21 protein-coding genes and 2 tRNA genes are annotated in these 22,628 nt (G+C 59.5%); 15 read left to right on the top strand and 8 right to left on the bottom strand.

Annotated elements, in window-relative coordinates; translation table 11 throughout:
* Positions 1-73 precede the first annotated feature (73 nt).
* Positions 74-1,789, top strand: a complete 1,716-nt coding sequence (locus tag PspS49_RS06435; RefSeq protein WP_150749400.1) for a proline--tRNA ligase — start codon at positions 74-76, stop codon at positions 1,787-1,789.
* A 17-nt stretch (positions 1,790-1,806) separates the two neighbouring features.
* On the top strand, positions 1,807-2,760 hold the full coding sequence (locus tag PspS49_RS06430) for a hypothetical protein (protein ID WP_160038564.1): 954 nt from the start codon (positions 1,807-1,809) through the stop codon (positions 2,758-2,760).
* 102 nt (positions 2,761-2,862) lie between these two features.
* Here PspS49_RS06430 and dinB read toward each other — a convergent pair whose 3' ends face one another.
* Positions 2,863-3,924 carry a DNA polymerase IV gene (gene dinB, locus PspS49_RS06425; protein WP_150749402.1) on the bottom strand — a complete coding sequence of 354 codons (1,062 nt, stop codon included), beginning with the start codon at positions 3,922-3,924 and terminating at the stop codon, positions 2,863-2,865.
* A gap of 280 nt (positions 3,925-4,204) precedes the next feature.
* Here dinB and PspS49_RS06420 point away from each other — a divergent pair.
* From PspS49_RS06420 to PspS49_RS06405, 4 genes are all read left to right on the top strand, one after another.
* Positions 4,205-4,281 (top strand) — tRNA-Met (locus PspS49_RS06420).
* A gap of 223 nt (positions 4,282-4,504) precedes the next feature.
* Positions 4,505-4,581 (top strand) — tRNA-Met (locus PspS49_RS06415).
* A gap of 279 nt (positions 4,582-4,860) precedes the next feature.
* Entirely contained in the window at positions 4,861-7,500 is a 2,640-nt protein-coding gene (gene mprF / locus PspS49_RS06410) for a bifunctional lysylphosphatidylglycerol flippase/synthetase MprF (RefSeq protein ID WP_160038562.1), read from the top strand.
* Positions 7,500-8,795 carry an AcvB/VirJ family lysyl-phosphatidylglycerol hydrolase gene (locus PspS49_RS06405; protein ID WP_160038560.1) on the top strand — a complete coding sequence of 432 codons (1,296 nt, stop codon included), beginning with the start codon at positions 7,500-7,502 and terminating at the stop codon, positions 8,793-8,795. Before mprF ends, PspS49_RS06405 begins: the two co-directional genes overlap by 1 nt.
* Positions 8,796-8,991: 196 nt before the next feature.
* Here the strand turns inward: PspS49_RS06405 and PspS49_RS29640 are convergent, their stop codons facing one another.
* Positions 8,992-9,138 carry a hypothetical protein gene (locus PspS49_RS29640; RefSeq protein ID WP_174245029.1) on the bottom strand — a complete coding sequence of 49 codons (147 nt, stop codon included), beginning with the start codon at positions 9,136-9,138 and terminating at the stop codon, positions 8,992-8,994.
* A 403-nt stretch (positions 9,139-9,541) separates the two neighbouring features.
* On the opposite strand from PspS49_RS29640, the gene PspS49_RS06400 reads away from it, so the two are divergent.
* The gene (locus tag PspS49_RS06400; RefSeq protein WP_160038558.1) at positions 9,542-9,865 is read left to right on the top strand and encodes a DUF3077 domain-containing protein; all 324 of its coding nucleotides are present in this window, start codon (positions 9,542-9,544) and stop codon (positions 9,863-9,865) included.
* A 184-nt stretch (positions 9,866-10,049) separates the two neighbouring features.
* Here the strand turns inward: PspS49_RS06400 and PspS49_RS06395 are convergent, their stop codons facing one another.
* Positions 10,050-11,951, bottom strand: a complete 1,902-nt coding sequence (locus tag PspS49_RS06395; RefSeq protein WP_095112451.1) for a potassium transporter Kup — start codon at positions 11,949-11,951, stop codon at positions 10,050-10,052.
* 289 nt (positions 11,952-12,240) lie between these two features.
* Between PspS49_RS06395 and rimO the strand changes: the two genes are divergently transcribed.
* The 6 genes from rimO (at position 12,241) to tsaA (ending at position 17,814) form a co-directional block, all read left to right on the top strand.
* The gene (gene rimO, locus PspS49_RS06390; RefSeq protein WP_095188906.1) at positions 12,241-13,578 is read left to right on the top strand and encodes a 30S ribosomal protein S12 methylthiotransferase RimO; all 1,338 of its coding nucleotides are present in this window, start codon (positions 12,241-12,243) and stop codon (positions 13,576-13,578) included.
* Between the two features lie 550 nt (positions 13,579-14,128).
* Complete coding sequence (locus tag PspS49_RS06385) at positions 14,129-14,602, top strand: GNAT family N-acetyltransferase (protein ID WP_150774143.1); 474 nt, start codon at positions 14,129-14,131, stop codon at positions 14,600-14,602.
* Positions 14,603-14,793: 191 nt separating this feature from the next.
* Positions 14,794-15,504: an rRNA pseudouridine synthase gene (locus tag PspS49_RS06380; RefSeq protein ID WP_150774142.1), complete on the top strand. Its 711-nt coding sequence runs from the start codon at positions 14,794-14,796 to the stop codon at positions 15,502-15,504.
* A 72-nt stretch (positions 15,505-15,576) separates the two neighbouring features.
* A complete protein-coding gene (locus PspS49_RS06375; RefSeq protein WP_160038556.1) occupies positions 15,577-16,047 on the top strand; it encodes a DUF1456 family protein in 471 nt (156 codons plus the stop codon).
* Positions 16,048-16,176: 129 nt separating this feature from the next.
* A complete protein-coding gene (locus PspS49_RS06370) occupies positions 16,177-16,947 on the top strand; it encodes an SDR family oxidoreductase (RefSeq protein WP_127926074.1) in 771 nt (256 codons plus the stop codon).
* Between the two features lie 168 nt (positions 16,948-17,115).
* Positions 17,116-17,814: a tRNA (N6-threonylcarbamoyladenosine(37)-N6)-methyltransferase TrmO gene (gene tsaA, locus PspS49_RS06365; RefSeq protein WP_174245045.1), complete on the top strand. Its 699-nt coding sequence runs from the start codon at positions 17,116-17,118 to the stop codon at positions 17,812-17,814.
* A 110-nt stretch (positions 17,815-17,924) separates the two neighbouring features.
* Here the strand turns inward: tsaA and fpr are convergent, their stop codons facing one another.
* A complete protein-coding gene (fpr, locus tag PspS49_RS06360; RefSeq protein ID WP_007908723.1) occupies positions 17,925-18,704 on the bottom strand; it encodes a ferredoxin-NADP reductase in 780 nt (259 codons plus the stop codon).
* A gap of 133 nt (positions 18,705-18,837) precedes the next feature.
* On the opposite strand from fpr, the gene PspS49_RS06355 reads away from it, so the two are divergent.
* Positions 18,838-19,764, top strand: a complete 927-nt coding sequence (locus tag PspS49_RS06355; RefSeq protein WP_160038554.1) for a LysR family transcriptional regulator — start codon at positions 18,838-18,840, stop codon at positions 19,762-19,764.
* On the opposite strand, the gene PspS49_RS06350 is transcribed toward PspS49_RS06355, so the two are convergent.
* The 3 genes from PspS49_RS06350 to PspS49_RS06340 all read right to left on the bottom strand — a co-directional run bounded on the left by PspS49_RS06350 (position 19,761) and on the right by PspS49_RS06340 (position 21,818).
* Positions 19,761-20,123, bottom strand: a complete 363-nt coding sequence (locus PspS49_RS06350; RefSeq protein WP_042557932.1) for a diacylglycerol kinase — start codon at positions 20,121-20,123, stop codon at positions 19,761-19,763. The two genes, PspS49_RS06355 and PspS49_RS06350, sit on opposite strands and share 4 nt — an antisense overlap.
* A gap of 74 nt (positions 20,124-20,197) precedes the next feature.
* Positions 20,198-20,848 (bottom strand): response regulator transcription factor ErdR, encoded by a 651-nt coding sequence (gene erdR / locus PspS49_RS06345; RefSeq protein ID WP_160038552.1) that lies wholly within the window; start codon positions 20,846-20,848, stop codon positions 20,198-20,200.
* Between the two features lie 223 nt (positions 20,849-21,071).
* Positions 21,072-21,818, bottom strand: coding sequence for a tRNA-uridine aminocarboxypropyltransferase (locus PspS49_RS06340; RefSeq protein ID WP_160038550.1), 747 nt, complete (start codon positions 21,816-21,818; stop codon positions 21,072-21,074).
* Between the two features lie 189 nt (positions 21,819-22,007).
* Here PspS49_RS06340 and PspS49_RS06335 point away from each other — a divergent pair, with 189 nt between their 5' ends.
* Positions 22,008-22,433, top strand: a complete 426-nt coding sequence (locus tag PspS49_RS06335) for a PA3611 family quorum-sensing-regulated virulence factor (RefSeq protein ID WP_008077172.1) — start codon at positions 22,008-22,010, stop codon at positions 22,431-22,433.
* Here the strand turns inward: PspS49_RS06335 and PspS49_RS06330 are convergent, their stop codons facing one another.
* Positions 22,434-22,628, bottom strand: a complete 195-nt coding sequence (locus PspS49_RS06330; RefSeq protein WP_034154934.1) for a hypothetical protein — start codon at positions 22,626-22,628, stop codon at positions 22,434-22,436. It lies immediately after the preceding gene.

The following is a 22,628-nucleotide window of genomic DNA, read 5'->3' as shown; positions in this document are numbered from 1 at the left end:
GCCTGTACGTCGGCAAAACTCGCCGGTACACTGCGGAGTCATTTCCAGTCATAGCAACCGACAACGGCCAACCATGCGCACCAGTCAATTTTTGCTCGCCACACAGAAAGAAACGCCTTCCGACGCGGTCGTGATCAGCCACCAGCTGATGCTGCGCGCCGGCATGATCCGCAAACTCGCCTCGGGCCTGTACACCTGGCTGCCCATGGGCCTGCGAGTCATGCGCAAGGTTGAAGCCATCGTTCGCGAAGAGATGAACGCCGCCGGCTCTCTGGAAGTGTTGATGCCGAGCACCCAACCGGCCGAGCTGTGGCAGGAATCGGGGCGCTGGGAAGAATACGGCCCTGAGCTGCTGCGCATCAAAGACCGCCACGGTCGCGACTTCTGCGCGGGCCCGACCCACGAAGAAGTGATCACCGATCTGATGCGCAACGAGTTGAGCAGCTACAAACAGCTGCCAATCAACCTGTACCAGATCCAGACCAAATTCCGTGACGAAATCCGCCCACGCTTCGGTTTGATGCGCGGTCGCGAATTCATCATGAAGGACGCGTACTCGTTCCACGCTGATCAAGCCTCGCTGCAGGTCACCTACGACCGCATGCACCAGGCCTACTGCAACGTGTTCAGCCGTCTTGGCCTGAAATTCCGTCCGGTTGAAGCCGACAACGGTTCGATCGGTGGCGCCGGTTCGCACGAATTCCACGTACTGGCCGAGTCTGGCGAAGACGACATCGTCTTCAGCAACGGTTCCGACTACGCAGCGAACATCGAAAAAGCCGAAGCCGTGCCACGCGAAACCTCGCGCGCTGCCGCGACCGAAGAGCTGCGCCTGGTCGATACACCAGACACCAAAACCATCGCGGCGCTGGTGGAAAAATTCAATCTACCGATTGAAAAGACCATCAAGACCCTGATCGTACGCGCCGAAGAAGAAGGCAAGCTGATCGCGCTGGTCATCCGTGGCGACCACGAACTCAACGAAATCAAGGCTGCCCAGCAACCTGGCGTGGCCAGCCCGCTGGTCATGGCCACCGACGCCGAACTGCGTGACGCCATTGGCGCCGGCGCCGGATCGCTCGGCCCGCTGAATCTGCCGCTGCCGATCATCATCGACCGCTCGGTCGAGCTGATGAGCGACTTCGGCATCGGCGCGAACATCGACGACAAGCACTACTTCGGCGTGAACTGGGAGCGCGATCTGCCGGTTCCAACCGTGGCTGACCTGCGTAACGTAGTCGCCGGCGACCCAAGCCCGGACGGCAAAGGCACCCTGGAAATCAAACGCGGCATCGAAGTCGGGCACATCTTCCAGCTGGGCAACAAGTACAGCAAGGCGATGAAGTGCGAAGTGCTGGGCGAGAACGGCAAGCCGGTTACCCTGGAAATGGGTTGCTACGGCATCGGCGTATCCCGCGTGGTGGCTGCTGCCATCGAGCAGAACAACGACGAAAACGGCATCATCTGGAGCGACACCCTGGCGCCATTCCAGATTGCTCTGGTACCGCTGCGCTATGAAACCGAGCAGGTGCGTGAAGCCACCGACAAGCTGTACGCCGAACTGACGGCCGCCGGCTTCGAAGTGCTGCTGGACGATCGCGACAAGAAAACCAGCCCGGGCATCAAATTCGCGGACATGGAACTGATCGGCATTCCACACCGGATCGTGGTCAGCGACCGCGGCCTCGCCGAAGGCAACCTGGAATACAAGAGTCGTACCCAAGGCGAGGCGCAAGCATTGCCGGTGGCTGACGTATTGTCCTTCCTTCAGGCCCGTATCCGCCGCTGAAACCAGATAGAGACGTCATGTTCAAGCGAAACACCTTAGGCCTCGGAGGCACCGCCCTGTGCGGCGCCCTGCTGGTCAGCGGCTGTGCCAATCACATGTCACAACGCAGCGAGCACGAAGAGCGGGTCGAGCGAAAGTTGCTCGACCATAGCCTGCAGATTGATGTCGGTGAGCCTAAGGAGCTTGAGCTGCCGCAACGACGCGTGAAGATCAACGAACAGAAGACTTTTGAAGTCACCGAGTTCGAAGTGACGCGTCGCTACGATCGCTACACGCCTTACCAGCCTTGGCGGGAGGTTTACGAGATCCCGCTGGGGGCGGTAGCCGTGGTCGGCGGCGTAGGCGCCAATGTGGTCAATGTGTTTGCTCTCGGCAACCTGCCGGACAGCGTCACCAAGGACTGGCTGAGCTACGGTTTTGCCGGGCTCAACCCGTTCATGAACGTGCAGTCCAACGGTCGTGCGCAACAGAACCTCGCCGGTATCGATGAAATCCAGCGTGACAAGCGCACGGAGTATTCGAGCCTGCCGTGGAGCGAGCGCCCGGTGCAGGTCAAGGCTGGCAAGCAGACCTTCGACATGACCACCGATCGTAACGGTGTGCTGCGTCTGAACCTGCTCGACAGCCCGTTTGCCGAAAATGATCTCAATCATGTCGGCAAATTGCAGATCAGTGTCGAAGACGCCAAGGATGACGTGCACTCGGACTCTTCGCTGATGATCAGCAGTCATCTGCGTGGCAAGTTGCTGGAAGCGCACGGGCTGATTTATGACGACCTTGAAGACGACGAAGTGAGCCAGTGGGTGCACCGGGTCAAACGTCTGTCGGAACTGGGTCTGGAAGAAGAAGCCAGCGAACTGGAACAAAGCCTGATCGAACTGACGCGCAACGATCCTGAGTTGCAGACTGAGTTTCTCAAGTCGCTGACCAAGGATGCCGGGCGTCTGGTGGCGGATCCAGGGCCGAACTGACAGCTAAAAGCTTCGCGAGCAGGCTCGCTCCCACAGGGTGGAATACATTCCAAATGTGGGAGCGAGCCTGCTCGCGAAGAGGCCCCGACAGACACCGCAAATCTACCGCTCAAATAACTCCATCTGCTCAAACCCGCCGCGCAAATCCTCCAGCCTCACCCCAACCCCCAACAACCGCACCGGTTTCCCGCCGCGATTGAACGCCTGCGTCAGCATCAACTGATAACTGCCCAGATCCCGCCCTGCCCCGGCCTGCTCCAGTGTCGTCTGGGTAAAGTCATGAAACTTCACTTTGACGAACGGCTTGCCCGGCCGATAACTGCTGTCGATCCGCGCCATACGGGTTTTCAGGGTTTCCAGCAGCTCCGGCAGTTTGTCGAGACAGCTGCGCAGGTCCGGCAGATCGACGTCGTAGGTATTTTCCACGCTGATCGACTGACGCCGACTGTCGTTGTGCACTAACCGGTCATCGATCCCACGGGCCAGACTCCACAGTCGCTCGCCAAAACTGCCGAATTCGCGTACCAGCGCCAGCTTGTCCCACTCGCGCAATTGCAGGCAGTCGACGATGCCGAGCCTGCCCAGTTTGTCGGCGGTGACCTTGCCGACGCCATGCAGTTTGCTGACCGGCAAATCGCTGACAAAGTCTTCGACCTGATCCGGCGTAATCACGAATAGCCCGTTGGGTTTTTTCCAGTCACTGGCGATCTTCGCTAGAAACTTGTTCGGTGCCACGCCAGCGGAAACGGTGATGTGCAACTGATTGGAAACCCGGCGACGGATGTCCTGGGCAATGCGTGTAGCGCTGCCGCCAAAATGCGCGCTGTCGGAGACATCCAGATAGGCCTCATCCAGCGACAGCGGCTCGATCAGGTCGGTGTAATCGGCAAAGATCGTGTGAATTTCTTTCGAGGCTTCGCGATAGGCATCCATTCGCGGCTTGACGATGGTCAGGTCCGGACACAACTTCAGTGCATGCCCCGAGGCCATCGCCGAACGCACACCATACGCGCGCGCTTCATAGTTGCAGGTGGCGATCACCCCGCGCCGATCCGCCGAACCGCCCACTGCCAACGGCTTGCCGGCCAGACGCGGGTCATCGCGCATTTCGATGGCGGCGTAAAAACAATCGCAGTCGATGTGGATGATTTTTCGCTGAGTCATGTCAGAAAAGGAAACGTGGCGAGCCGGATGGGCAGTATCTCACTGACACCTGTATATAGCACCAGTGGTAAGAATGTTCTTTTCCGCGCGTGGGAAAAGGCCTTTGAATTTATTTTCTCAATCGACAAACGGCCTCCAATAGAGCTGAAAGCCTTGCCCCGCCTGCCCTGCGCACGGAAAAACGCCCGAGAAAAAGCGCTAACCGATTGAACCTCAACAGATTTTATCCAGATTGAAGGTTGACACCCCAGCGTTCCTCTGTAGAATGCCGACACACAGACGCGGGATGGAGCAGTCTGGTAGCTCGTCGGGCTCATAACCCGAAGGTCGTCGGTTCAAATCCGGCTCCCGCAACCAAACATCAAAAAAGGCTACTCGAAAGAGTGGCCTTTTTTGTGCGCGTCTGTTTTGTCGATTTACTCTTCTTATAGAGAAAGCGATCGCCAAACAGGAATTCGTTGCATTTCCGAAACTTAACGCGCTACCTGCGACCGTTTGACGCGATTGCACACTTATTTGACCCTTTACGGGATTAGCGGTTGACACCTCGCCGTTCGCCTGTAGAATGCCGCCACACAGACGCGGGATGGAGCAGTCTGGTAGCTCGTCGGGCTCATAACCCGAAGGTCGTCGGTTCAAATCCGGCTCCCGCAACCAAACATCAAAAAAGGCTACTCGAAAGAGTGGCCTTTTTTGTATCTGTTGAAAAAGTCCTTTCGCAACAATGATCTGTCACTGTGCAGTGAACCGCTTGGGATCTTCAGAAGTACTCACTTGCGACTATGCTTGAGTCGCAGGCAAGGCCTCTGCAATCCAGGAACTGCCCTCGCCGATACCCGGTGAGAGGCGTAGTATTTTGTGATTATTTTTTTCTACAGGGATTGGTAACTTGGCTGGATACCTCCATCCTGTCGCGCACAATCCAAGAGGTGATTGATGCGCGCCAACTCGTCTGATCCACAAGACACCGTCACAGCGGAACATCCGATCAAACCCGAGCGTCTGCGCTTGCTGGATCGGTTGAGCAAATACCGACAACCGATTGGTCTGGCGGTGACTTTGCTGCTGTTCGCCATTGCGCTGATTGCCTGTCGTCATCTGCTTGCCGAGCTTGATCTCGATGCGCTGCACGACTCGATTCTCGACGTGCCGAAACCCGCCCTGCTCGGTGCGTTTGCTGCGACTGTGGTCGGCTTCATCATTCTACTGGGCTACGAATGGTCGGCCAGCCGCTATGCCGGCGTGACCTTGCCGCCGCGCACATTGGCGCTGGGCGGCTTCACCGCGTTTGCGATTGGCAATGCGATCGGTCTGTCGCTGCTGTCCGGCGGTTCGGTGCGCTACCGTTTATATGCACGACTGGGCCTGGGCGCGTCGGAAGTCGCGCACATGACCTTGTTCGCCAGTTTGTCGCTGGGCTGCGCCTTGCCGCCGCTGGCCGCACTGGCAACGCTGAGCGACCTGCCTGCTGCCTCGCAGGCGCTGGGATTGTCCGAAGGACTGCTCGGCACCATCGCCGCTGTCGTGCTGGCGCTTGGCGCAGTATTGGCTATCGGCATCTACCGTCGGCGCCTGCCGGAACAACCGTTGCGCGACAACCTGCTGGTCAGGGTTGGCCGCCGCACGCTGCGCTTGCCGGGGCGTCGCCTGACCTTCCTGCAACTGATCATTACCGCCCTCGACGTTGCGGCGGCTGCCACTGTTCTATATCTGTTGCTGCCAGAAGCGCCACCGTTCGGCGCGTTCCTGCTGGTGTATCTGCTGGCACTGGCTGCCGGTGTACTCAGCCATGTGCCGGGCGGCGTGGGTGTGTTCGAAGCGATTCTGCTGGCCGCTTTCGCCGACAAGCTCGGTGCCGCACCACTGGCCGCGGCGCTGCTGCTGTATCGCCTGATCTACGTGGTGTTGCCGCTGCTGGTGGCCTGCGTATTCCTGCTGATCAACGAAGGTCAGCGCCTGTTTCAGACCCAAACCATGCGCGCCGCGTCTGGTCTGGCCGCGCCGATTCTGGCGGTGCTGGTGTTCCTGTCCGGTGTGGTGCTGCTGTTTTCCGGCGCTACTCCCGAGATCGACACACGTCTGGAGCACATCGGCTTTCTGATCCCGCATCGCCTGGTCGACGCCTCGCACTTCGGCGCCAGCCTGATCGGCGTGCTCTGCCTGATGCTCGCCCAGGGCCTGCGTCGTCGCCTGTCGGCGGCATGGATGCTCACCACCATTCTGCTGCTGGTTGGCGCCCTGCTCTCGCTGCTCAAAGGTTTTGACTGGGAAGAGGCGACACTGATGACCCTGACGGCAGCGCTGCTCGGCGTGTTCCGTCGCTCGTTCTATCGCCCGAGTCGCCTGACCGAACTGCCGTTCTCGCCGCTGTACCTAGTGGCCAGCCTCTGTGTGCTCGGCGCTTCGACATGGCTGCTGCTGTTCGCTTATCAGGACGTGCCGTACAGCCATCAACTGTGGTGGCAGTTCACCCTCGACGCTGACGCGCCACGTGGCCTGCGTTCGCTGCTCGGCGCCGCCGTCCTGCTGCTGGTGATCGCGTTGACCTGGCTGCTGCGCACCGCGCGCCCGGTCATTCACCTGCCGACGCCTGACGAACTCGATCGTGCAGCGAAGATCCTGATGGCGTCGTCGCAACCCGACGGTGGCCTCGCGCTGACTGGTGACAAGGCGCTGCTGTTTCACCAGAACGACGAAGCGTTCCTGATGTACGCGCGCCGTGGCCGCAGTCTGGTGGCGCTGTACGACCCGATCGGCCCCGGCCAGCAACGCGCCGAGATGATCTGGCAGTTCCGCGACCTCTGTGACATTCACCACGCTCGCCCGGTGTTCTACCAGGTGCGCGCGGAGAACCTGCCGTACTACATGGACATCGGCCTGACCGCGATCAAACTCGGCGAAGAAGCCCGGGTCGATCTGCTGCGCTTTGACCTGGAAGCCAAGGGCAAAGAGATGAAGGATCTGCGTTACACCTGGAACCGAGGCACCCGCGATGGTTTGTCGCTGGAGATCCACGAGCCGGGTCAGGCGCCGATGGATGAGCTGAAAGTGATTTCCGATGCGTGGCTGACCGGCAAGAACGTGCGTGAGAAAGGTTTCTCCCTCGGCCGTTTCAGCGACGATTACCTGAAGCATTTCCGCATCGCGGTGATTCGCTTCGAAGGTCGCCCGGTGGCGTTCGCCAACCTGCTCGAAACTTATAGCCATGACCTGGCCAGTCTCGACCTGATGCGCGCGCACCCGGATGCGCCGAAGCTGACCATGGAATTCATGATGGTCGGCCTGATTCAACACTATAAGAGTCACGGATACGCGCGCTTCAGCCTGGGCATGGTGCCGTTGTCGGGGTTGCAACCCCGCCGTGGTGCACCGCTGACCCAGCGTCTGGGCTCGATGGTTTTCCGCCGTGGTGAGCAGCTGTACAACTTCCAAGGCTTGCGCCGCTTCAAAGACAAGTTCCAGCCTGACTGGGAACCCCGTTATATGGCCGTGCCCGCCGGACTCGATCCGCTGGTGGCGCTGGCCGACACTGCTGCCCTGATCGCGGGCGGCTTGACTGGATTGGTGAAACGCTGATGATTCAACGCTCCCTGAAGTACATCCTGGCTGCACTGATCGTGCTGGCCGTGATTGCCGGCGGCGGTTTCTGGTACCTCAAACGCCCGGCACCGGAACCGACCGTCGAACAGCTCAACCCGGCCGATGGCGCCGCCATGACCCGCGTCATCCCTGGCACCAAGCCAAAGGCTCAAGTGCTGGTTGCGGTCAACGACGACCAGAAACTCTCTGAAAAACAACTGACCACCCTGAGCCGCAGCGCCTCGGCGCAGATCGTTCAGGTGATTCTGCCCAAGGACTGCCTGCTGCAAAGCCGCGCCCTGCAAACCGGTCTGCGCGAACTGAACGGCCCGGCTACGCTGGTCAGCGGTATCGGCCCCGGCGCGGTACTGGCCTGGCGTTGGTTGTCCGAGCAAAAGGACGACAAGGCCCAAGCGATTTCCGTGGACCTGGCGCTGGAAAAACCCGGCTGCACTCACCTGCTGCCAAAATCCGCCGCCCACGGCCACTGGCTGGTGGCGTGGAACGATAACCCGGACGACGCCAGCGCAGGTTTCGTACGCGACCAACCGAACGCCGAAACCAGCATCAGCGACTACGACATCAACCTGCCGCAAGTGCTGAACAACGAACTGCGTAAAATCCTCGTTGGCGGCGACAAGGCCAACGGCGGTCTGGCGATCCCGGTGGTTGAAGTGCCGGCCGGCCAAGCCAAAGACACCGTGACCCTGTTCCTCTCCGGTGACGGTGGCTGGCGCGACCTCGACCGCGACGTGGCCGGTGAAATGGCCAAGATAGGCTACCCGGTGGTCGGCATCGACACCCTGCGCTACTACTGGCAGCACAAGAGCCCGGAGCAAAGCGCACTGGATCTGACCGAACTGATGCAGCACTACCGGCAGAAATGGGGCACCAAGCGCTTCATCCTCACCGGTTACTCGTTCGGTGCTGACGTCCTGCCGGCGATCTACAACCGCTTGCCGGAAACCGAGCAGCAACGCGTCGACGCAATCATCCTGCTCGCCTTCGCCCGCACCGGCAGCTTCGAAATCGAAGTCGAAGGCTGGCTGGGTAACGCCGGCAAAGAAGCCGCCACCGGCCCGGAAATGGCCAAGCTGCCACCGGCCAAGGTTGTGTGCATCTATGGTGAAGAAGAGACGGATGAAAGTGGCTGCACGGACAAGACTGCCGTTGGCGAAGCAGTGAAACTGCCTGGCGGCCACCACTTCGATGAGAACTACCCGGCGCTGGCCAAGCGTCTGGTGGACTTGATCGAGAAGCGTCAGAGCAAGGACTCGGTCGCCGAAGAGTGATCTGAGCCACGCCCATAAAAAGCCCCCGCAACTTCACGGTTGCGGGGGCTTTTACATTCCAGCAGCCACCAAAATCCCCTGTGGGAGCGAGCCTGCTCGCGAAGCGGTGGGTCAGTTTACAGATTCGTCGACTGACACTATGCCTTCGCGAGCAGGCTCGCTCCCACAGGGGAATTGCCCTGGACTCAAATAATCGTTAGTCCTGGCAAGCGTATCTTGCCCGCATATCGTCATGGCTGATCACTTGAGCCGGATCGAGGTTGATCAATCGTTCCATCGCTTCGGCTTCAATTCGAAGGTTCTCGAGATCATCATGCTTTTCTTGTTCCGATGATGCCGTCATACATGCCTCGCTCATTTGCACACGCCAGTTCGTGTCAGACGTTTAGTATCGTTTACTTCCAGTCTCGCAATATCAGATGACGCCCACAGACCTTGTAGGCAAACTCCGAAACTCGTGTTCGGGCGCTGTGCCGCTCTATTGCGCTGTTTTTCGACGGGATACTCTCCGGACGTCGCTGACCCATTCAGCGATCGGGTGTGGTAACCCGGCTATGCAAAGCGCAACAGCGCCCCATCACGACAATAGGCATTTTGATGCCTGTAATTCAGTGTAATGGCGGCTGTGCGTGGGAGACCTTCGGGTCTGCCGGTTTCTTTGCTCCCGGTTTACCACCCTGCGTACAGCTGCCACCCTTTCGCGTGGTAACGAAATGGAGCAGCTCCCCGCGTTAAGGAGCAAAACAATGAGTAAAACAGGTACGCCTTCAGACACTACAACCATCGGCTTCACCCCCTTCCTCTACAACTCGGATCAAGCGTATTTCAACGTCCGCTCCGGCATCCCGATCATCGATGCCTTGTCCCAATCCTCCGACCTGCTATCCCTCGCCAAATCCTTCGCAGAAGACGCTGCCTTCATCAGAGACACCGATCGCCATGCCTGGGCCGCGCATTACCTGACGGTGATGGGCAAAGCCTTGATTGATGATGTGATTCAGGCGTTGATGCCACGACCTGCGCGGACGAAGACTGAATCTGAAATCGATCTGCCTGAACGCACCACTTAACCCTGTGGGAGCTAGCCTGCTAGCGATTGCGGTGGATCTGGTAAAGATGTGCTGTCTGACACTCAGCCATCGCTAGCAGGCTAGCTCCCACAGGGGATTTGCGTGGGTTTGAGGTTTATGTGCATGCACAAAAAAGCCCCCGCCAGCCACAAGGCTGACGGGGGCTTTTCGCTTGAGGCCAGGCTTACATTTCTACCTGCGTGCCGAGTTCAATCACCCGGTTCAACGGCAAATTAAAGAACCGCAAATTCCCATTGGCATTCTTCAACATGAACGCAAACAACGCCTCACGCCAACGCGCCATCCCCTCAAGTTTCGAGGCAATCACCGTTTCGCGGCTGAGGAAGTAGGTCGTGCGCATCGGGCTGAAGTCCAGATCATCCAGATGACACAGCTTCAGCGCTTGCGGCACGTCCGGCTCGTCGGTGAAGCCGAAGTGCAGGATCACCCGGAAGAAACCCTCCCCGTGCGCTTCGACCTCGAAGCGCCGCGATGGCGGTACGCGCGGGATGTCTTCGTAGACCACCGTCAGCAACACCACTTGCTCGTGCAGTACCTGGTTATGCAGCAGGTTGTGCAACAGCGCATGCGGCACGGCGTCGGAGCGCGCGGTGAGGAACACAGCAGTGCCCTGCACACGATGCGGCGGTTGCACGCGAATGCTGCTGATGAAGATCGGCAGCGGCAGCGCTCCTTCGTCGAGGCGATCGACGAGCAACTGCTTACCTCGTTTCCAAGTGGTCATCAGCACGAACAGCGCGATACCGGCAATGACCGGGAAAGCACCGCCCTGCACAATCTTCGGCACGTTGGCGGCGAAGTACAGACCGTCCACCAGCAGGAAGCCGATCAGCACCGGCACCGCGAGGATCGGCGGCCATTTCCACAGCAGCAGCATCACTGCCGACACCAGAATGGTGGTCATCAGCATGGTGCCAGTCACTGCCACGCCGTAAGCCGAGGCCAGTGCGCCGGAGGATTCGAAGCCCAGCACCAACAGGACCACGCCGACCATCAGCGCCCAGTTCACCGCGCCGATATAGATCTGGCCCTGCTCGTCGCTGGAAGTGTGCTGGATGTACATGCGCGGGATGTAACCGAGCTGAATCGCCTGACGGGTCAGAGAAAATGCACCGGAAATAACCGCTTGCGAGGCAATCACCGTGGCCAGGGTCGACAGACCGACCAGTGGAATCAGCGCCCAGCTCGGTGCCAGCAGATAGAACGGGTTACGCGCTGCTTCCGGGTTTTCCAGCAGCAAGGCGCCCTGACCGAAGTAGTTGAGCACCAGCGCCGGCAACACCAAGATGAACCAGGCGCGGGCAATCGGCTTGCGGCCGAAGTGGCCCATGTCGGCGTACAGCGCTTCGGCACCGGTCAGCGCCAGCACCACGGCGCCGAGGATCGCTACGCCCATGCCCGGATGAACCACGAAGAAATTCACCGCCCAGATCGGGTTCATCGCATGCAGCACTTCTGGCGCGTGACTGATGCCATATACACCGAGGGCGCCGAGGACGAGGAACCAGGTGACCATGATCGGCCCGAACAGAATGCCAATCCGCGCCGTACCGTGTTTCTGAATCAGAAACAGCGCCACCAGTACCACCAGCGACAACGGCACCACCCAATGGTCGATGCCATCGAATGCCAGCCCCAGACCTTCAATCGCCGACAGTACGGAAATCGCCGGGGTGATCATGCTGTCGCCATAAAACAGCGCCGCGCCGATCAGCCCGCAAACCACCAACAACGAGCGCAATTTCTTGCGATGCCCTGCCGCCCGTCGCGCCAGTGCGGTGAGCGCCATGATGCCGCCCTCGCCCTGGTTGTCGGCGCGCAGCACGAACATCATGTATTTGATCGACACGACCCAGATCAGCGACCAGAAGATCAACGACAGAATGCCCAGCACGCCATCGTGATTGACCGATACGCCGTAAGCGCCGGAAAACACTTCTTTGAGGGTGTACAACGGGCTCGTGCCGATGTCGCCGTAAACCACCCCGACCGCCGCGACCAGCATGCTCAGCGGCTTGGAGGCCGAACCCTCGGCGCCTGCCGCATGACTACTTGCCTGACCCATCCAACACTCCTACTTCTCAGAACCGGCTTCTTGAATGAAGCACTATGCTTTGTGGTGCAGCATGCGCTGTTTTACCTGTTGTTACAGACGTTTTGTTGACTGTAAAAAATTGGTAAAGCTCAACGGCGCGAAGCATAGCGCAGCACTCGTCGTATTTCCCTGCATAAAGCTGGTCAAGTGCGTTGCCCGCCGCTAGAATTGCGCACTTTTTGATCAGAGGCGCGCCCTAAGCGCCCGTCCGTCGGCTTTCGCACCAAGAAAGCGATGTCACAAAATACCGAGGTTAGACATGTCCACCACTCCTGCGCCGGCCAATCCAAAGGTTGGCTTTGTATCTCTGGGTTGCCCGAAAGCACTGGTCGACTCCGAGCGCATCCTGACCCAGCTGCGCATGGAAGGCTATGACGTGGTGTCCACCTATCAGGACGCCGACGTTGTAGTCGTCAACACCTGCGGTTTCATCGATTCGGCCAAGGCTGAGTCGCTGGAAGTGATCGGCGAAGCGATCAAGGAAAACGGCAAGGTCATCGTCACCGGTTGCATGGGCGTGGAAGAAGGCAACATCCGCAACGTGCACCCGAGCGTGCTGGCCGTGACCGGTCCGCAGCAATACGAACAAGTGGTCAACGCCGTGCACGAAGTCGTACCGCCGCGTCAGGATCACAACCCGTTGATCGACCTGGTGCCGCCGCAAGGCATCAAGCTGACCCCGCGCCACTACGCGTACCTGAAGATTTCCGAAGGCTGCAACCACAGCTGCAGCTTCTGCATCATCCCGTCGATGCGCGGCAAACTGGTCAGCCGTCCGGTGGGTGATGTGCTCGACGAAGCTCAGCGTCTGGTCAAATCCGGCGTCAAAGAGCTGTTGGTGATCTCGCAAGACACCAGCGCCTACGGCGTTGACGTGAAATACCGCACCGGTTTCTGGAACGGCGCGCCGGTGAAAACCCGCATGACCGAACTCTGCGAAGCCCTGAGCACCCTCGGCGTCTGGGTGCGTCTGCACTACGTTTACCCGTACCCGCACGTTGACGAGCTGATCCCGCTGATGGCCGCCGGCAAGATCCTGCCGTACCTGGACATCCCGTTCCAGCACGCCAGCCCGAAAGTATTGAAGTCGATGAAACGCCCGGCCTTCGAAGACAAGACCCTGGCGCGCATCAAGAACTGGCGCGAAATCTGCCCGGACCTGATCATCCGTTCGACCTTCATCGTCGGCTTCCCGGGCGAAACCGAAGAAGACTTCCAGTACCTGCTGAACTGGCTGACCGAAGCCCAGCTCGACCGCGTCGGTTGCTTCCAGTACTCGCCGGTGGATGGCGCCCCGGCGAATGATCTGGATCTGGAGATCGTACCGGACGACGTCAAGCAGGATCGTTGGGATCGCTTCATGGCGCACCAGCAAGCGATCAGCTCGGCGCGCCTGCAAATGCGTATCGGCCGTGAAATCGAAGTGCTGGTGGACGAAGTCGACGAGCAAGGCGCGGTCGGCCGCTGCTTCTTCGATGCCCCGGAAATCGATGGCAACGTGTTTATTGATAACGGCAGCAATCTGAAGCCGGGTGACAAGGTCTGGTGCAAGGTTACTGACGCTGACGAATATGACCTGTGGGCTGAGCAGATCTGACCTGAAGATCAAAAGCCCCTCACCCTAGCCCTCTCCCAGAGGGAGAGGGGACTGATTGAGGTGTTCTTGCGAGCTGCACCGACCTGAACGTTCGAGTCGAACTCAGGTTTTGAACAGCACGAAGATAAGCTCCCTTCCCCCTCGCCCTCTCCCTCTCCCGGAGGGCGCGGGGACTGATCTATGTGTTCTCGCGTGCTGCACCGACCTGAGCCATCCGGTCGAACTCAGGTTTTGAACAGCACGAAGATCTGCGCCCTTCCCCCCTTGGGGGAGAAGGAACTGATCGAGGTGTTCTTCAGAATTGCGGCGACCTGAACGTTCGAGTCGAACTCAGGTTTTGAACAGCACGAAGATCTGCGCCCTTCCCCCTCGCCCCCTTGGGGGAGAGGGTTGGGGTGAGGGGGAGAGATCTTGCTGGCGACAGAAATAGCCAGCCAGACACCGCAACAAATACAAAAAGCCCCACTCTTTTTACAAGATGCGGGGCTTTTTTACGGCTATCGTTTAGCGGGGGACGGACTCCCTTGAAACGGACAAGAGGCAGACAGGCATGCGTCACCATTCGGTCATCCACACGCCGAAACTCAGCGATTATCAGGAACTGACCCGGGTCTGGGAGGCCTCGGTCCGCGCCACCCATGACTTTCTGCCGGACAGCTATATCGAGCTGCTGCGCAATCTGGTGCTCACGCGTTATCTCGATGCGGTGATGCTGGTTTGCACCAAGGACGCCGACCAGCGCATCACCGGGTTTGCCGGAGTCGCGGCGGGCAAGATCGAGATGCTGTTCATCGATCCCGATCATCGCGGTCAGGGCTTGGGCAAGAAACTGCTCAACTATGCCATGCAGCATCTGAATGCCGATGAGCTGGACGTCAACGAACAGAACCCGCAGGCGCTGGGGTTCTACTTCAAGCAGGGTTTCGAGGTAATCGGCCGCTCGGAGGTCGATGGCATGGGCCAGCCGTATCCGTTGTTGCATATGCGTTTGCGCCAGAACCAGCAGCGCTCCAGTAACGGTTGACACAATCCAAAACAACTGTGGGAGCTAGCCTGCTAGCGATGCAGGCGACGCGGTCAGTCAGATACACCGCGGTGATGCAATCGCCAGCAGGCTGGCTCCCACAGGGAATTGCGAACAGCCTGTAAATGGAACCGGGCTTAACCGGCGCCACACAGGTACAATGCCCACCCCTTTTTTGTTACGGCCCTGTCATGACTGACCCGATTCGCCTCTCCAAACGCCTCATCGAACTGGTCGGTTGCTCCCGCCGGGAGGCCGAGCTGTTCATCGAGGGCGGCTGGGTCACCGTGGACGGCGAAGTGATTGACGAGCCGCAATTCAAGGTCGGCGAGCAGAAGGTCGAGCTCGACAAGGACGCCAAGGCCACCGCGCCGGAGCCGGTGACCATCCTGCTCAACGCCCCTGCCGGCATGGACGTTGAAACCGCCATGCAATCGCTGAGCGCCGAAACCCTCAGCGAAGAACACCGCTTCAGCAAACGCCCTCTGCGCGGGCACTTCCTGCGCCTGACCGCCAGTGCCGATCTGCAGCCCAAGGCCAGCGGTCTGCTGGTGTTCACTCAGGACTGGAAAATCCTGCGCAAGCTCACCGCTGACGCCGCGAAGATCGAGCAGGAATACGTGGTTGAAGTCGAAGGAGACATGGTCGCCCACGGCCTCAACCGTTTGCAGCATGGCCTCACCCACAAGGGCAAGGAGCTGCCGCCGGTCAAGGCCAGCTGGCAGAACGAAAACCGTCTGCGCTTCGCCATGAAAAATCCGCAGCCGGGGATCATCGCCCAGTTCTGCGAAGCGGTCGGCCTGAAGGTCATCGGCATCCGCCGCATCCGCATCGGCGGCGTCTCGATCGGCAAAGTCCCGGTCGGCCAATGGCGCTACCTGTCCGGCAAAGAGAAGTTCTAAGACTTCCACTGCCGCCACACATTCCGGCAGCGCGCCCGCGTGCTGCCCACAACGCTTATCAGGATTACTCACATGATTCATAACGACGTATTGCGCAGCGTGCGCTACATGCTCGACATCAGCGACAAGAAGGTTGTCGAGATCATCAAACTCGGTGGCATGGACGTAGCGCTCGCCGACGTAGTGACCTGGCTCGACAAGAAGGAAGAAGACGAAGAAGGTTTCGTGCGCTGCCCGGACGAAGTCATCGCGCACTTCCTCGACGGTCTGGTGATCTTCAAGCGTGGCAAGGACGAAAGCCGTCCGCCGCAGCCGATCGAAGTGCCGGTGACCAACAACAACATCCTGAAAAAGCTGCGCGTAGCCTTCGAACTGAAAGAAGACGACATGCACGCAATCCTCAAGGCCGCCGAGTTCCCGGTGTCCAAGCCTGAGCTGAGCGCGCTGTTCCGCAAGGTCGGCCACACCAACTACCGCCCGTGCGGCGACCAGTTGCTGCGCAACTTCCTCAAGGGTCTGACCCTGCGCGTTCGCCCGGCCTGATCCCCTTCTGCGGTGGCGACTGATGGTCGCCGCCGCAACGCATGACTGCTCATTCCCTCCAGAAATAATGGCTCCGCTTTGTGCTGCTGACGACTAGGGTGTACTGATCCCTAATCCTCAGGACTCGCCATGCACCCGTATTTCTCCCTGCAAGGCCGCACCGCTCTGGTGACTGGCGGCACCCGTGGTATCGGCAAAATGATCGCCAAGGCCTTTGTCGAGGCTGGCGCGCGTGTCTATGTCTGCTCGCGCGATGCCGAAGCCTGCCATCAAACGGCTGAAGAACTCAGCGCCTTGGGCAAGTGCCACGGCGTGGCGGCGAATCTGGCGACTGAAGAAGGCGTGCAGGAACTGGCGGCGCGCTTGGGCGAACAGATCACGCATCTGGATATTCTGGTGAACAATGCCGGCACCACTTGGGGCGCGCCGTTGGAGAGTTATCCGGTCAAGGGCTGGGAAAAGGTCATGCAGCTCAACGTAACGTCGGTGTTCACCTGCATCCAGCAGTTTCTGCCGTTGTTGCGCAAGGCCGGCTCTGCGGCGAATCCGGCGCGGATTATCAATATCGGTTCGGTGGCGGGGATTTCTTCGTTTGGCGAGCAGGCGTATGCCTACGGGCCAAGCAAGGCGGCCCTGCATCAGTTGTCGCGGATTCTCGCGCGGGAGCTGGTGAGCCAGCACATCAACGTCAACGTGATCGCGCCGGGGCGTTTTCCGAGCAAGATGACTCAGCATATTGGCAGCGATCAGCAGGCATTGGCTGAAGACACGGCGCTGATTCCGATGAAGCGTTGGGGGCGTGAAGAGGAGATGGCGGCGCTGGCGATCAGTCTGGCGAGTACGGCTGGGGCTTATATGACGGGGAATATTATTCCGCTGGATGGTGGGTTCAGCCTCTGAGATTGGCGGTGCGGCCTTCGCGAGCAGGCTCGCTCCCACAGGGTTTTGTGCACGACATAGATCCACTGTGGGAGCGAGCCTGCTCGCGAAGAGGCCTGCCCTGCTAACACCAGACTTTAGGCCTGTCGGGTTATCATGCCCACCCCTGCCCCGCTTCGAATGCAAACCATGACTTACAGCGTCTCCCCCATCGGCTTCGTGCGCTCCTGCTTCAAGGAGAAATTCGCCATCCCGCGCCAACCGCAACTGGCCCCAGCCGCCCGAGGTGTGCTGGAACTGGTGGCGCCGTTCGATCAGGGTGACGCGGTGCAAGGCCTGGAGCAGGTCAGCCATGTCTGGCTGCTGTTCCTGTTTCATCAAGCGCTGGAAGATAAACCGCGACTGAAAGTCCGTCCGCCCCGCTTGGGCGGCAACAAGTCCATGGGCGTGTTCGCCACCCGCGCCACACACCGTCCTAATGGCATCGGCCAGTCCGTGGTGAAACTGGACAAAGTCGAAGCCAATCGCCTGTTCATCTCCGGCATCGACTTGCTCGACGGCACGCCGATTCTCGACATCAAACCCTACGTGCCTTACGCCGACATCATTCCCGAGGCTGCCAACAGCATCGCCAGCGCTGCGCCACAGCTGATTGACGTGCAGTGGACGGATTCCGCGCTGCAACAGGCGCACGCACACGCTCAGCGTCTTGATGAACCGTTGGTGGCGTTGATTGAACAGTGTCTGGCCCAGGATCCGCGTCCGGCGTATCAAACCCCGGTGCCGGAACGCGAGTACGGCGCGCAGTTCTGGGATCTGGACGTACGCTGGCATTACCCGACGCCTGAGCAGATCCGCGTTCTCGAAGTCATCCCTGCCGAAGCGTAACCCCCGGAAACGAAAAAGCCCGCGCTGCCTTAACAGGCAACGCGGGCTGATCGTTCCCACGCTCCGCGTGGGAATGCATCCAGTGACGCTCCGCGTCACCGGCCAAACGCTTACTTCTCGACGAACGCACGCTCGATCAGGTAATCACCCGGCTCGCGCATCCGCGCCGAGATCTTCAGGCCGAAGCTGTCGAGCACTTCGCTGGTCTCGTCGAGCATGCTCGGGCTGCCGCAGATCATCGCGCGGTCGTCCTGCGGGTTGATCGGTGGCAGGCCGATGTCGCTGAACAGCTTGCCGCTGCGCATCAGGTCGGTCAGGCGGCCCTGATTCTCGAAAGGCTCGCGGGTCACGGTCGGGTAGTAGATCAGCTTGTCACGCAGCGCTTCGCCGAAGAACTCGTTCTGCGGCAGGTGCTCGGTGATGAATTCGCGGTAGGCGACTTCGTTGACGTAGCGTACGCCGTGAACCAGGATCACTTTTTCAAAGCGCTCGTAGGTTTCCGGGTCCTGAATCACGCTCATGAACGGCGCCAGGCCAGTGCCGGTGCTCAGCAGGTACAAGTGCTTGCCTGGGTTCAGGTCATCCAGAACCAGGGTGCCGGTAGGCTTCTTCGAGATGATGATCTCGTCGCCTTCCTTCAAATGCTGCAACTGCGAGGTCAGCGGGCCGTCCTGCACCTTGATGCTGAAGAACTCCAGATGCTCTTCCCAGTTCGGGCTGGCGATCGAGTAAGCGCGCATAAGCGGGCGGCCGTTTGGCTGTTGCAGGCCGATCATCACGAACTGACCGTTCTCGAAGCGCAGGCCCGGATCGCGGGTGCACTTGAAGCTGAACAGAGTGTCGTTCCAGTGATGAACACTGAGGACACGCTCGTGGTTCATGTTGCTCATGTACGTTTGACTCCTGGAGATTGGGTCTGCGCTGGCTTTTGAAGGCGACGGTGCGCAATTGCATCGCATTCTAATAGCGACGACAATATCTGTTAACTGGATTATTAAGATAAGGGTTATCGGTTATATCGATATGCGATTTACTCTCCGTCAACTTCAAGTCTTCGTCGCCGTCGCCCAGCAGGAAAGCGTATCCCGTGCTGCGGGTCTGCTCAACCTCTCGCAGTCGGCCGCCAGCACCTCGATCACCGAGCTCGAGCGCCAATCCAGCTGCCAGCTGTTCGATCGCGCCGGCAAACGCCTGAGCCTCAACGCCCTCGGCAAACAGCTGTTGCCGCAGGCGGTGGCCCTGCTCGATCAGGCCAAGGAAATCGAAGACCTGCTCAACGGCAAATCCGGTTTCGGCTCGCTGTCAGTCGGCGCGACGCTGACCATCGGCAACTACCTGGCGACCCTGCTGATCGGCAGTTTCATGCAGCGCCACCCGGAAAGTCAGGTGAAGCTGCATGTACAGAACACTGCCAATATCGTGCAACAAGTCGCCCATTACGAAATTGATCTGGGTCTAATTGAAGGCGATTGCAGCCACCCGGACATCGAAGTGCAGAGCTGGGTCGAGGATGAGCTGGTGGTGTTCTGCGCGCCGCAGCATCCACTGGCGCAACGCGGCAGCGCGAGCATGGAAGAGTTGACTCATGAAGCGTGGATTCTGCGCGAACAGGGTTCCGGCACACGCCTGACCTTCGATCAGGCCATGCGTCACCATCGCAGTGCGCTGAATATCCGACTGGAGCTGGAACACACCGAAGCGATCAAACGCGCGGTGGAATCGGGCCTGGGGATTGGCTGCATCTCACGGCTGGCGCTGCGCGATGCGTTCCGCCGCGGCAGTCTGGTGCCGGTGGAAACGCCGGATCTGGATCTGGCCCGGCAGTTCTACTTCATCTGGCACAAGCAGAAGTACCAGACTTCCGCCATGCGCGAATTTCTCGATCTGTGCCGCGCTTTCACCGCCGGGGTGCAGCGCAGCGACGAGATCGTCTTGCCGACAATCGCTTAAAGCAGAATCACCGCCCACACCAGCGCGATCATGCTCAGTGCCACGAATTGCGCGGCGCTGCCCATGTCCTTGGCGTTCTTCGACAGCGGGTGCAGTTCCAGCGAGATGCGGTCGATGGCCGCTTCTACCGCCGAGTTCAACAGCTCGACGATCAGCGCCAACAGGCACACGGCAATCAGCAAAGCCTGCTCGACACGGCTGACATTGAGGAAGAACGTCAGCGGAACCAGCACGACATTAAGCAGCACCAGTTGACGGAATGCCGCCTCACCGGTGAAGGCTGCGCGCAGACCGTCCAGCGAGTAGCCGGAAGCGTTGAGGATGCGTTTCAGGCCGGTCTGGCCCTTGAAAGGTGACATAAAGTAGAAACCAACCAAAAAGGAGTGGGAAAACTAGATCAACAAAAGTCAAAAAAGCGTGAAGACGCCAGCCATTATTGGCTCGGAATTGACTCAAGTTGTTGCAACAGTAAAGCCGCTTGCGTACGAGTGCGCACATTCAGCTTGCGAAAGATCGCCGTGACGTGGGCCTTGATGGTCGCTTCCGACACGCTCAACTCATAGGCAATCTGCTTGTTCAGCAGGCCTTCGCAGACCATGGTCAACACGCGGAACTGCTGCGGCGTCAGGCTGGCGAGGCCATCGCTGGCGGCTTTGGCTTCGTCGGAAACGCTCACCGCTTCGAACGCCTGCGGTGGCCAGAACACATCGCCGTCGAGCACTTTGCGCACGGCTTGCTGAATCACGCTGAGGTCGCTGGACTTGGGAATGAAGCCACTGGCGCCGAACTCACGGGATTTGACCATCACCGAAGCTTCTTCCTGCGCCGAGACCATCACCACCGGAATCTGCGGATACTGTCCGCGTAGCATGACCAATCCGGAAAATCCGAAAGCGCCGGGCATATTCAGGTCCAGCAGGACCAGATCCCAGTCAGCTTTTTCGGTCAGGCGGGTTTCCAGTTCGGCGATGCTCGCCACTTCCACCAACCGCACATCCGGGCCCAGGCCCAGCGTCACCGCTTGATGCAGGGCGCTACGAAACAGGGGGTGATCATCGGCAATCAGGATGTCGTATGTGGCCATTTTTCAAATGATCCTGTTTTTGATGGCAGACGCGGTGCATTCCGGTCTGGCCAAAGCAACTCAAGATACCGCTTGGCAGCGATATCCACAGGGGCACGTTCAACGCCAATCAACAGCAAACACGGCGTTTCAAACCTTGGCCGCACCCCAATCGGCGCCAAGCATGCCCAGCGCAGACTGGGTGGTCAAGCAGCACGGCCGCCGTTGTGCACAGTATGGGCCACTATTGGGCCAACTCCGGCTGCGGCTTTCGTATATAGGGCAGCAACTCGGCGTGAGCAGGAGTGGACTCATTCATGTCGACCTGCTGTTTGGCGCCGAGGTAATGCTGGCTGAACACGTCGAAATAGGCGTCCAGCGCAGAGGCGGCGTCGCTGTCACCGGCCAGTTCCAGACACAACGCGGCGACTTCGGCAGTGCACAAGTGCTCGCTGCGGGTCGAACGACGCAAGCGGTAGCGCGAAAGTTTGTCGGGCAGCAGACTCAAGATCGGCAAACGATCGAAATACGGGCTCTTGCGGAAAATCTTCCGCGCTTCGGTCCAGGTCGCATCGAGCAAAATGAACAGCGGACGTTTGCTGCTATCGATCGCGACGGTGTTGGTCACGCGCGATGGCTCGACGTATTCGCCGGGAAACACCAGGTATGGCTGCCACTGCGGATCGTTGAGCAGCGCCAGCATCTGCGGATCGGGCTCGGTGCGCGACCAGATAAACGCATGGTTATCGCGCACGACATCGGCAATCAGCCAACCGGTGTTGCTCGGTTTGAACACTTCCTTGCCGGTCATGATCAGACACACGCCCGAACGCGTTTCGACGCTCGGCCGCCACGCGCACAAGCAATGGCTGATGATCACCCGGCAGTCGCGGCAACGCTCAGAGCGAAAGCCACGGGCCTGAATCGGCTTGATGCCTTCATCTTCACGCTGGTCACGCAGACGAGCGACGGCGTTGGGGGCATGATTCATCGCGGATAACGCCGAAAAGCAGGAAAACTCGACACGAACAACACTCGGCAGGGCAATAAAGGCCGGCAGTTTACCAGAGCGACGGGCACAAGCCTGTACCCTCCCGACCGGCTCCCCTATAATTCGCCGCCACTGAACGCACAGTCACGTGGCTGGTCGAACCACCAGTCACTGAACCAGGAGAGTTTCATGCTGCGCCTTATCGTTCCCACCGCTGCCATTCTGCTGGCGTCGTCCTTCACCGCTCAGGCTGCCTCCCTGAGTGAGCAGAATCTGAACCGCGAGCTGCGCAACGTCGCCGCCCAGAGCAGCGTCGGCACGCCACGCGCCATCAGTGAAGACATTCTTGATCAGGGCTTCACCGTTGAAGGCACGCAGTTGATCAACCACCTGAGCGTGCAGAAGAGCCACGCCGACAAGATGCGCGCTGATCCTAAAGCCGTGTATTTCCAGTTGGGCGCTTCGGTGTGCAACAACCCGTCGTTTCGCAAGCTGATGGCCAAGGGCGCGATCATGCGTTACGACTTCACGGAAGTGAAAACCAACAAAGCGATCGGCTCCGCCAGCTACCAGGAATCGGATTGCCCGAAAGCCGGGCCGGCGAAGAAGAAGTAATCATCGAGAATTGGCGCGCCGCTGTTCATCCTCGGCGCGCAGTTCGGCCAGCAAGGCCTGTAAATAGTGCGAACGGCGCTCGCCGCCCGCCAACCGCCGGCAGCACTCTTCTTCGAGACTGAGATGATTGGTCTCGGCTGATGCCTTCAACATTCGATACAGCTGCGTATCGATCTCCAGAATCACTCTGGCCAT

Source organism: Pseudomonas sp. S49, from assembly GCF_009866785.1.
Taxonomy (GTDB): domain Bacteria; phylum Pseudomonadota; class Gammaproteobacteria; order Pseudomonadales; family Pseudomonadaceae; genus Aquipseudomonas.
Note: the sequence above shows the minus strand (reverse complement) of the source record. Positions and strands in the feature narration are given on the sequence as shown.

Coding starts and splice junctions, on each gene's coding strand:
- rimO (WP_095188906.1), top strand. CDS start 12,241: ATGTCCACCACTCCTGCGCCGGCCAATCCAAAGGTTGGCTTTGTATCT.
- dinB (WP_150749402.1), bottom strand. CDS start 3,924: ATGACTCAGCGAAAAATCATCCACATCGACTGCGATTGTTTTTACGCC.
- PspS49_RS06395 (WP_095112451.1), bottom strand. CDS start 11,951: ATGGGTCAGGCAAGTAGTCATGCGGCAGGCGCCGAGGGTTCGGCCTCC.
- PspS49_RS06435 (WP_150749400.1), top strand. CDS start 74: ATGCGCACCAGTCAATTTTTGCTCGCCACACAGAAAGAAACGCCTTCC.
- PspS49_RS06405 (WP_160038560.1), top strand. CDS start 7,500: ATGATTCAACGCTCCCTGAAGTACATCCTGGCTGCACTGATCGTGCTG.
- PspS49_RS06335 (WP_008077172.1), top strand. CDS start 22,008: ATGCTGCGCCTTATCGTTCCCACCGCTGCCATTCTGCTGGCGTCGTCC.
- PspS49_RS29640 (WP_174245029.1), bottom strand. CDS start 9,138: ATGACGGCATCATCGGAACAAGAAAAGCATGATGATCTCGAGAACCTT.
- PspS49_RS06350 (WP_042557932.1), bottom strand. CDS start 20,123: ATGTCACCTTTCAAGGGCCAGACCGGCCTGAAACGCATCCTCAACGCT.
- erdR (WP_160038552.1), bottom strand. CDS start 20,848: ATGGCCACATACGACATCCTGATTGCCGATGATCACCCCCTGTTTCGT.
- PspS49_RS06430 (WP_160038564.1), top strand. CDS start 1,807: ATGTTCAAGCGAAACACCTTAGGCCTCGGAGGCACCGCCCTGTGCGGC.
- PspS49_RS06340 (WP_160038550.1), bottom strand. CDS start 21,818: ATGAATCATGCCCCCAACGCCGTCGCTCGTCTGCGTGACCAGCGTGAA.
- PspS49_RS06330 (WP_034154934.1), bottom strand. CDS start 22,628: ATGGCCAGAGTGATTCTGGAGATCGATACGCAGCTGTATCGAATGTTG.
- PspS49_RS06385 (WP_150774143.1), top strand. CDS start 14,129: ATGCGTCACCATTCGGTCATCCACACGCCGAAACTCAGCGATTATCAG.
- PspS49_RS06375 (WP_160038556.1), top strand. CDS start 15,577: ATGATTCATAACGACGTATTGCGCAGCGTGCGCTACATGCTCGACATC.
- mprF (WP_160038562.1), top strand. CDS start 4,861: ATGCGCGCCAACTCGTCTGATCCACAAGACACCGTCACAGCGGAACAT.
- PspS49_RS06400 (WP_160038558.1), top strand. CDS start 9,542: ATGAGTAAAACAGGTACGCCTTCAGACACTACAACCATCGGCTTCACC.
- PspS49_RS06370 (WP_127926074.1), top strand. CDS start 16,177: ATGCACCCGTATTTCTCCCTGCAAGGCCGCACCGCTCTGGTGACTGGC.
- tsaA (WP_174245045.1), top strand. CDS start 17,116: ATGACTTACAGCGTCTCCCCCATCGGCTTCGTGCGCTCCTGCTTCAAG.
- PspS49_RS06380 (WP_150774142.1), top strand. CDS start 14,794: ATGACTGACCCGATTCGCCTCTCCAAACGCCTCATCGAACTGGTCGGT.
- fpr (WP_007908723.1), bottom strand. CDS start 18,704: ATGAGCAACATGAACCACGAGCGTGTCCTCAGTGTTCATCACTGGAAC.
- PspS49_RS06355 (WP_160038554.1), top strand. CDS start 18,838: ATGCGATTTACTCTCCGTCAACTTCAAGTCTTCGTCGCCGTCGCCCAG.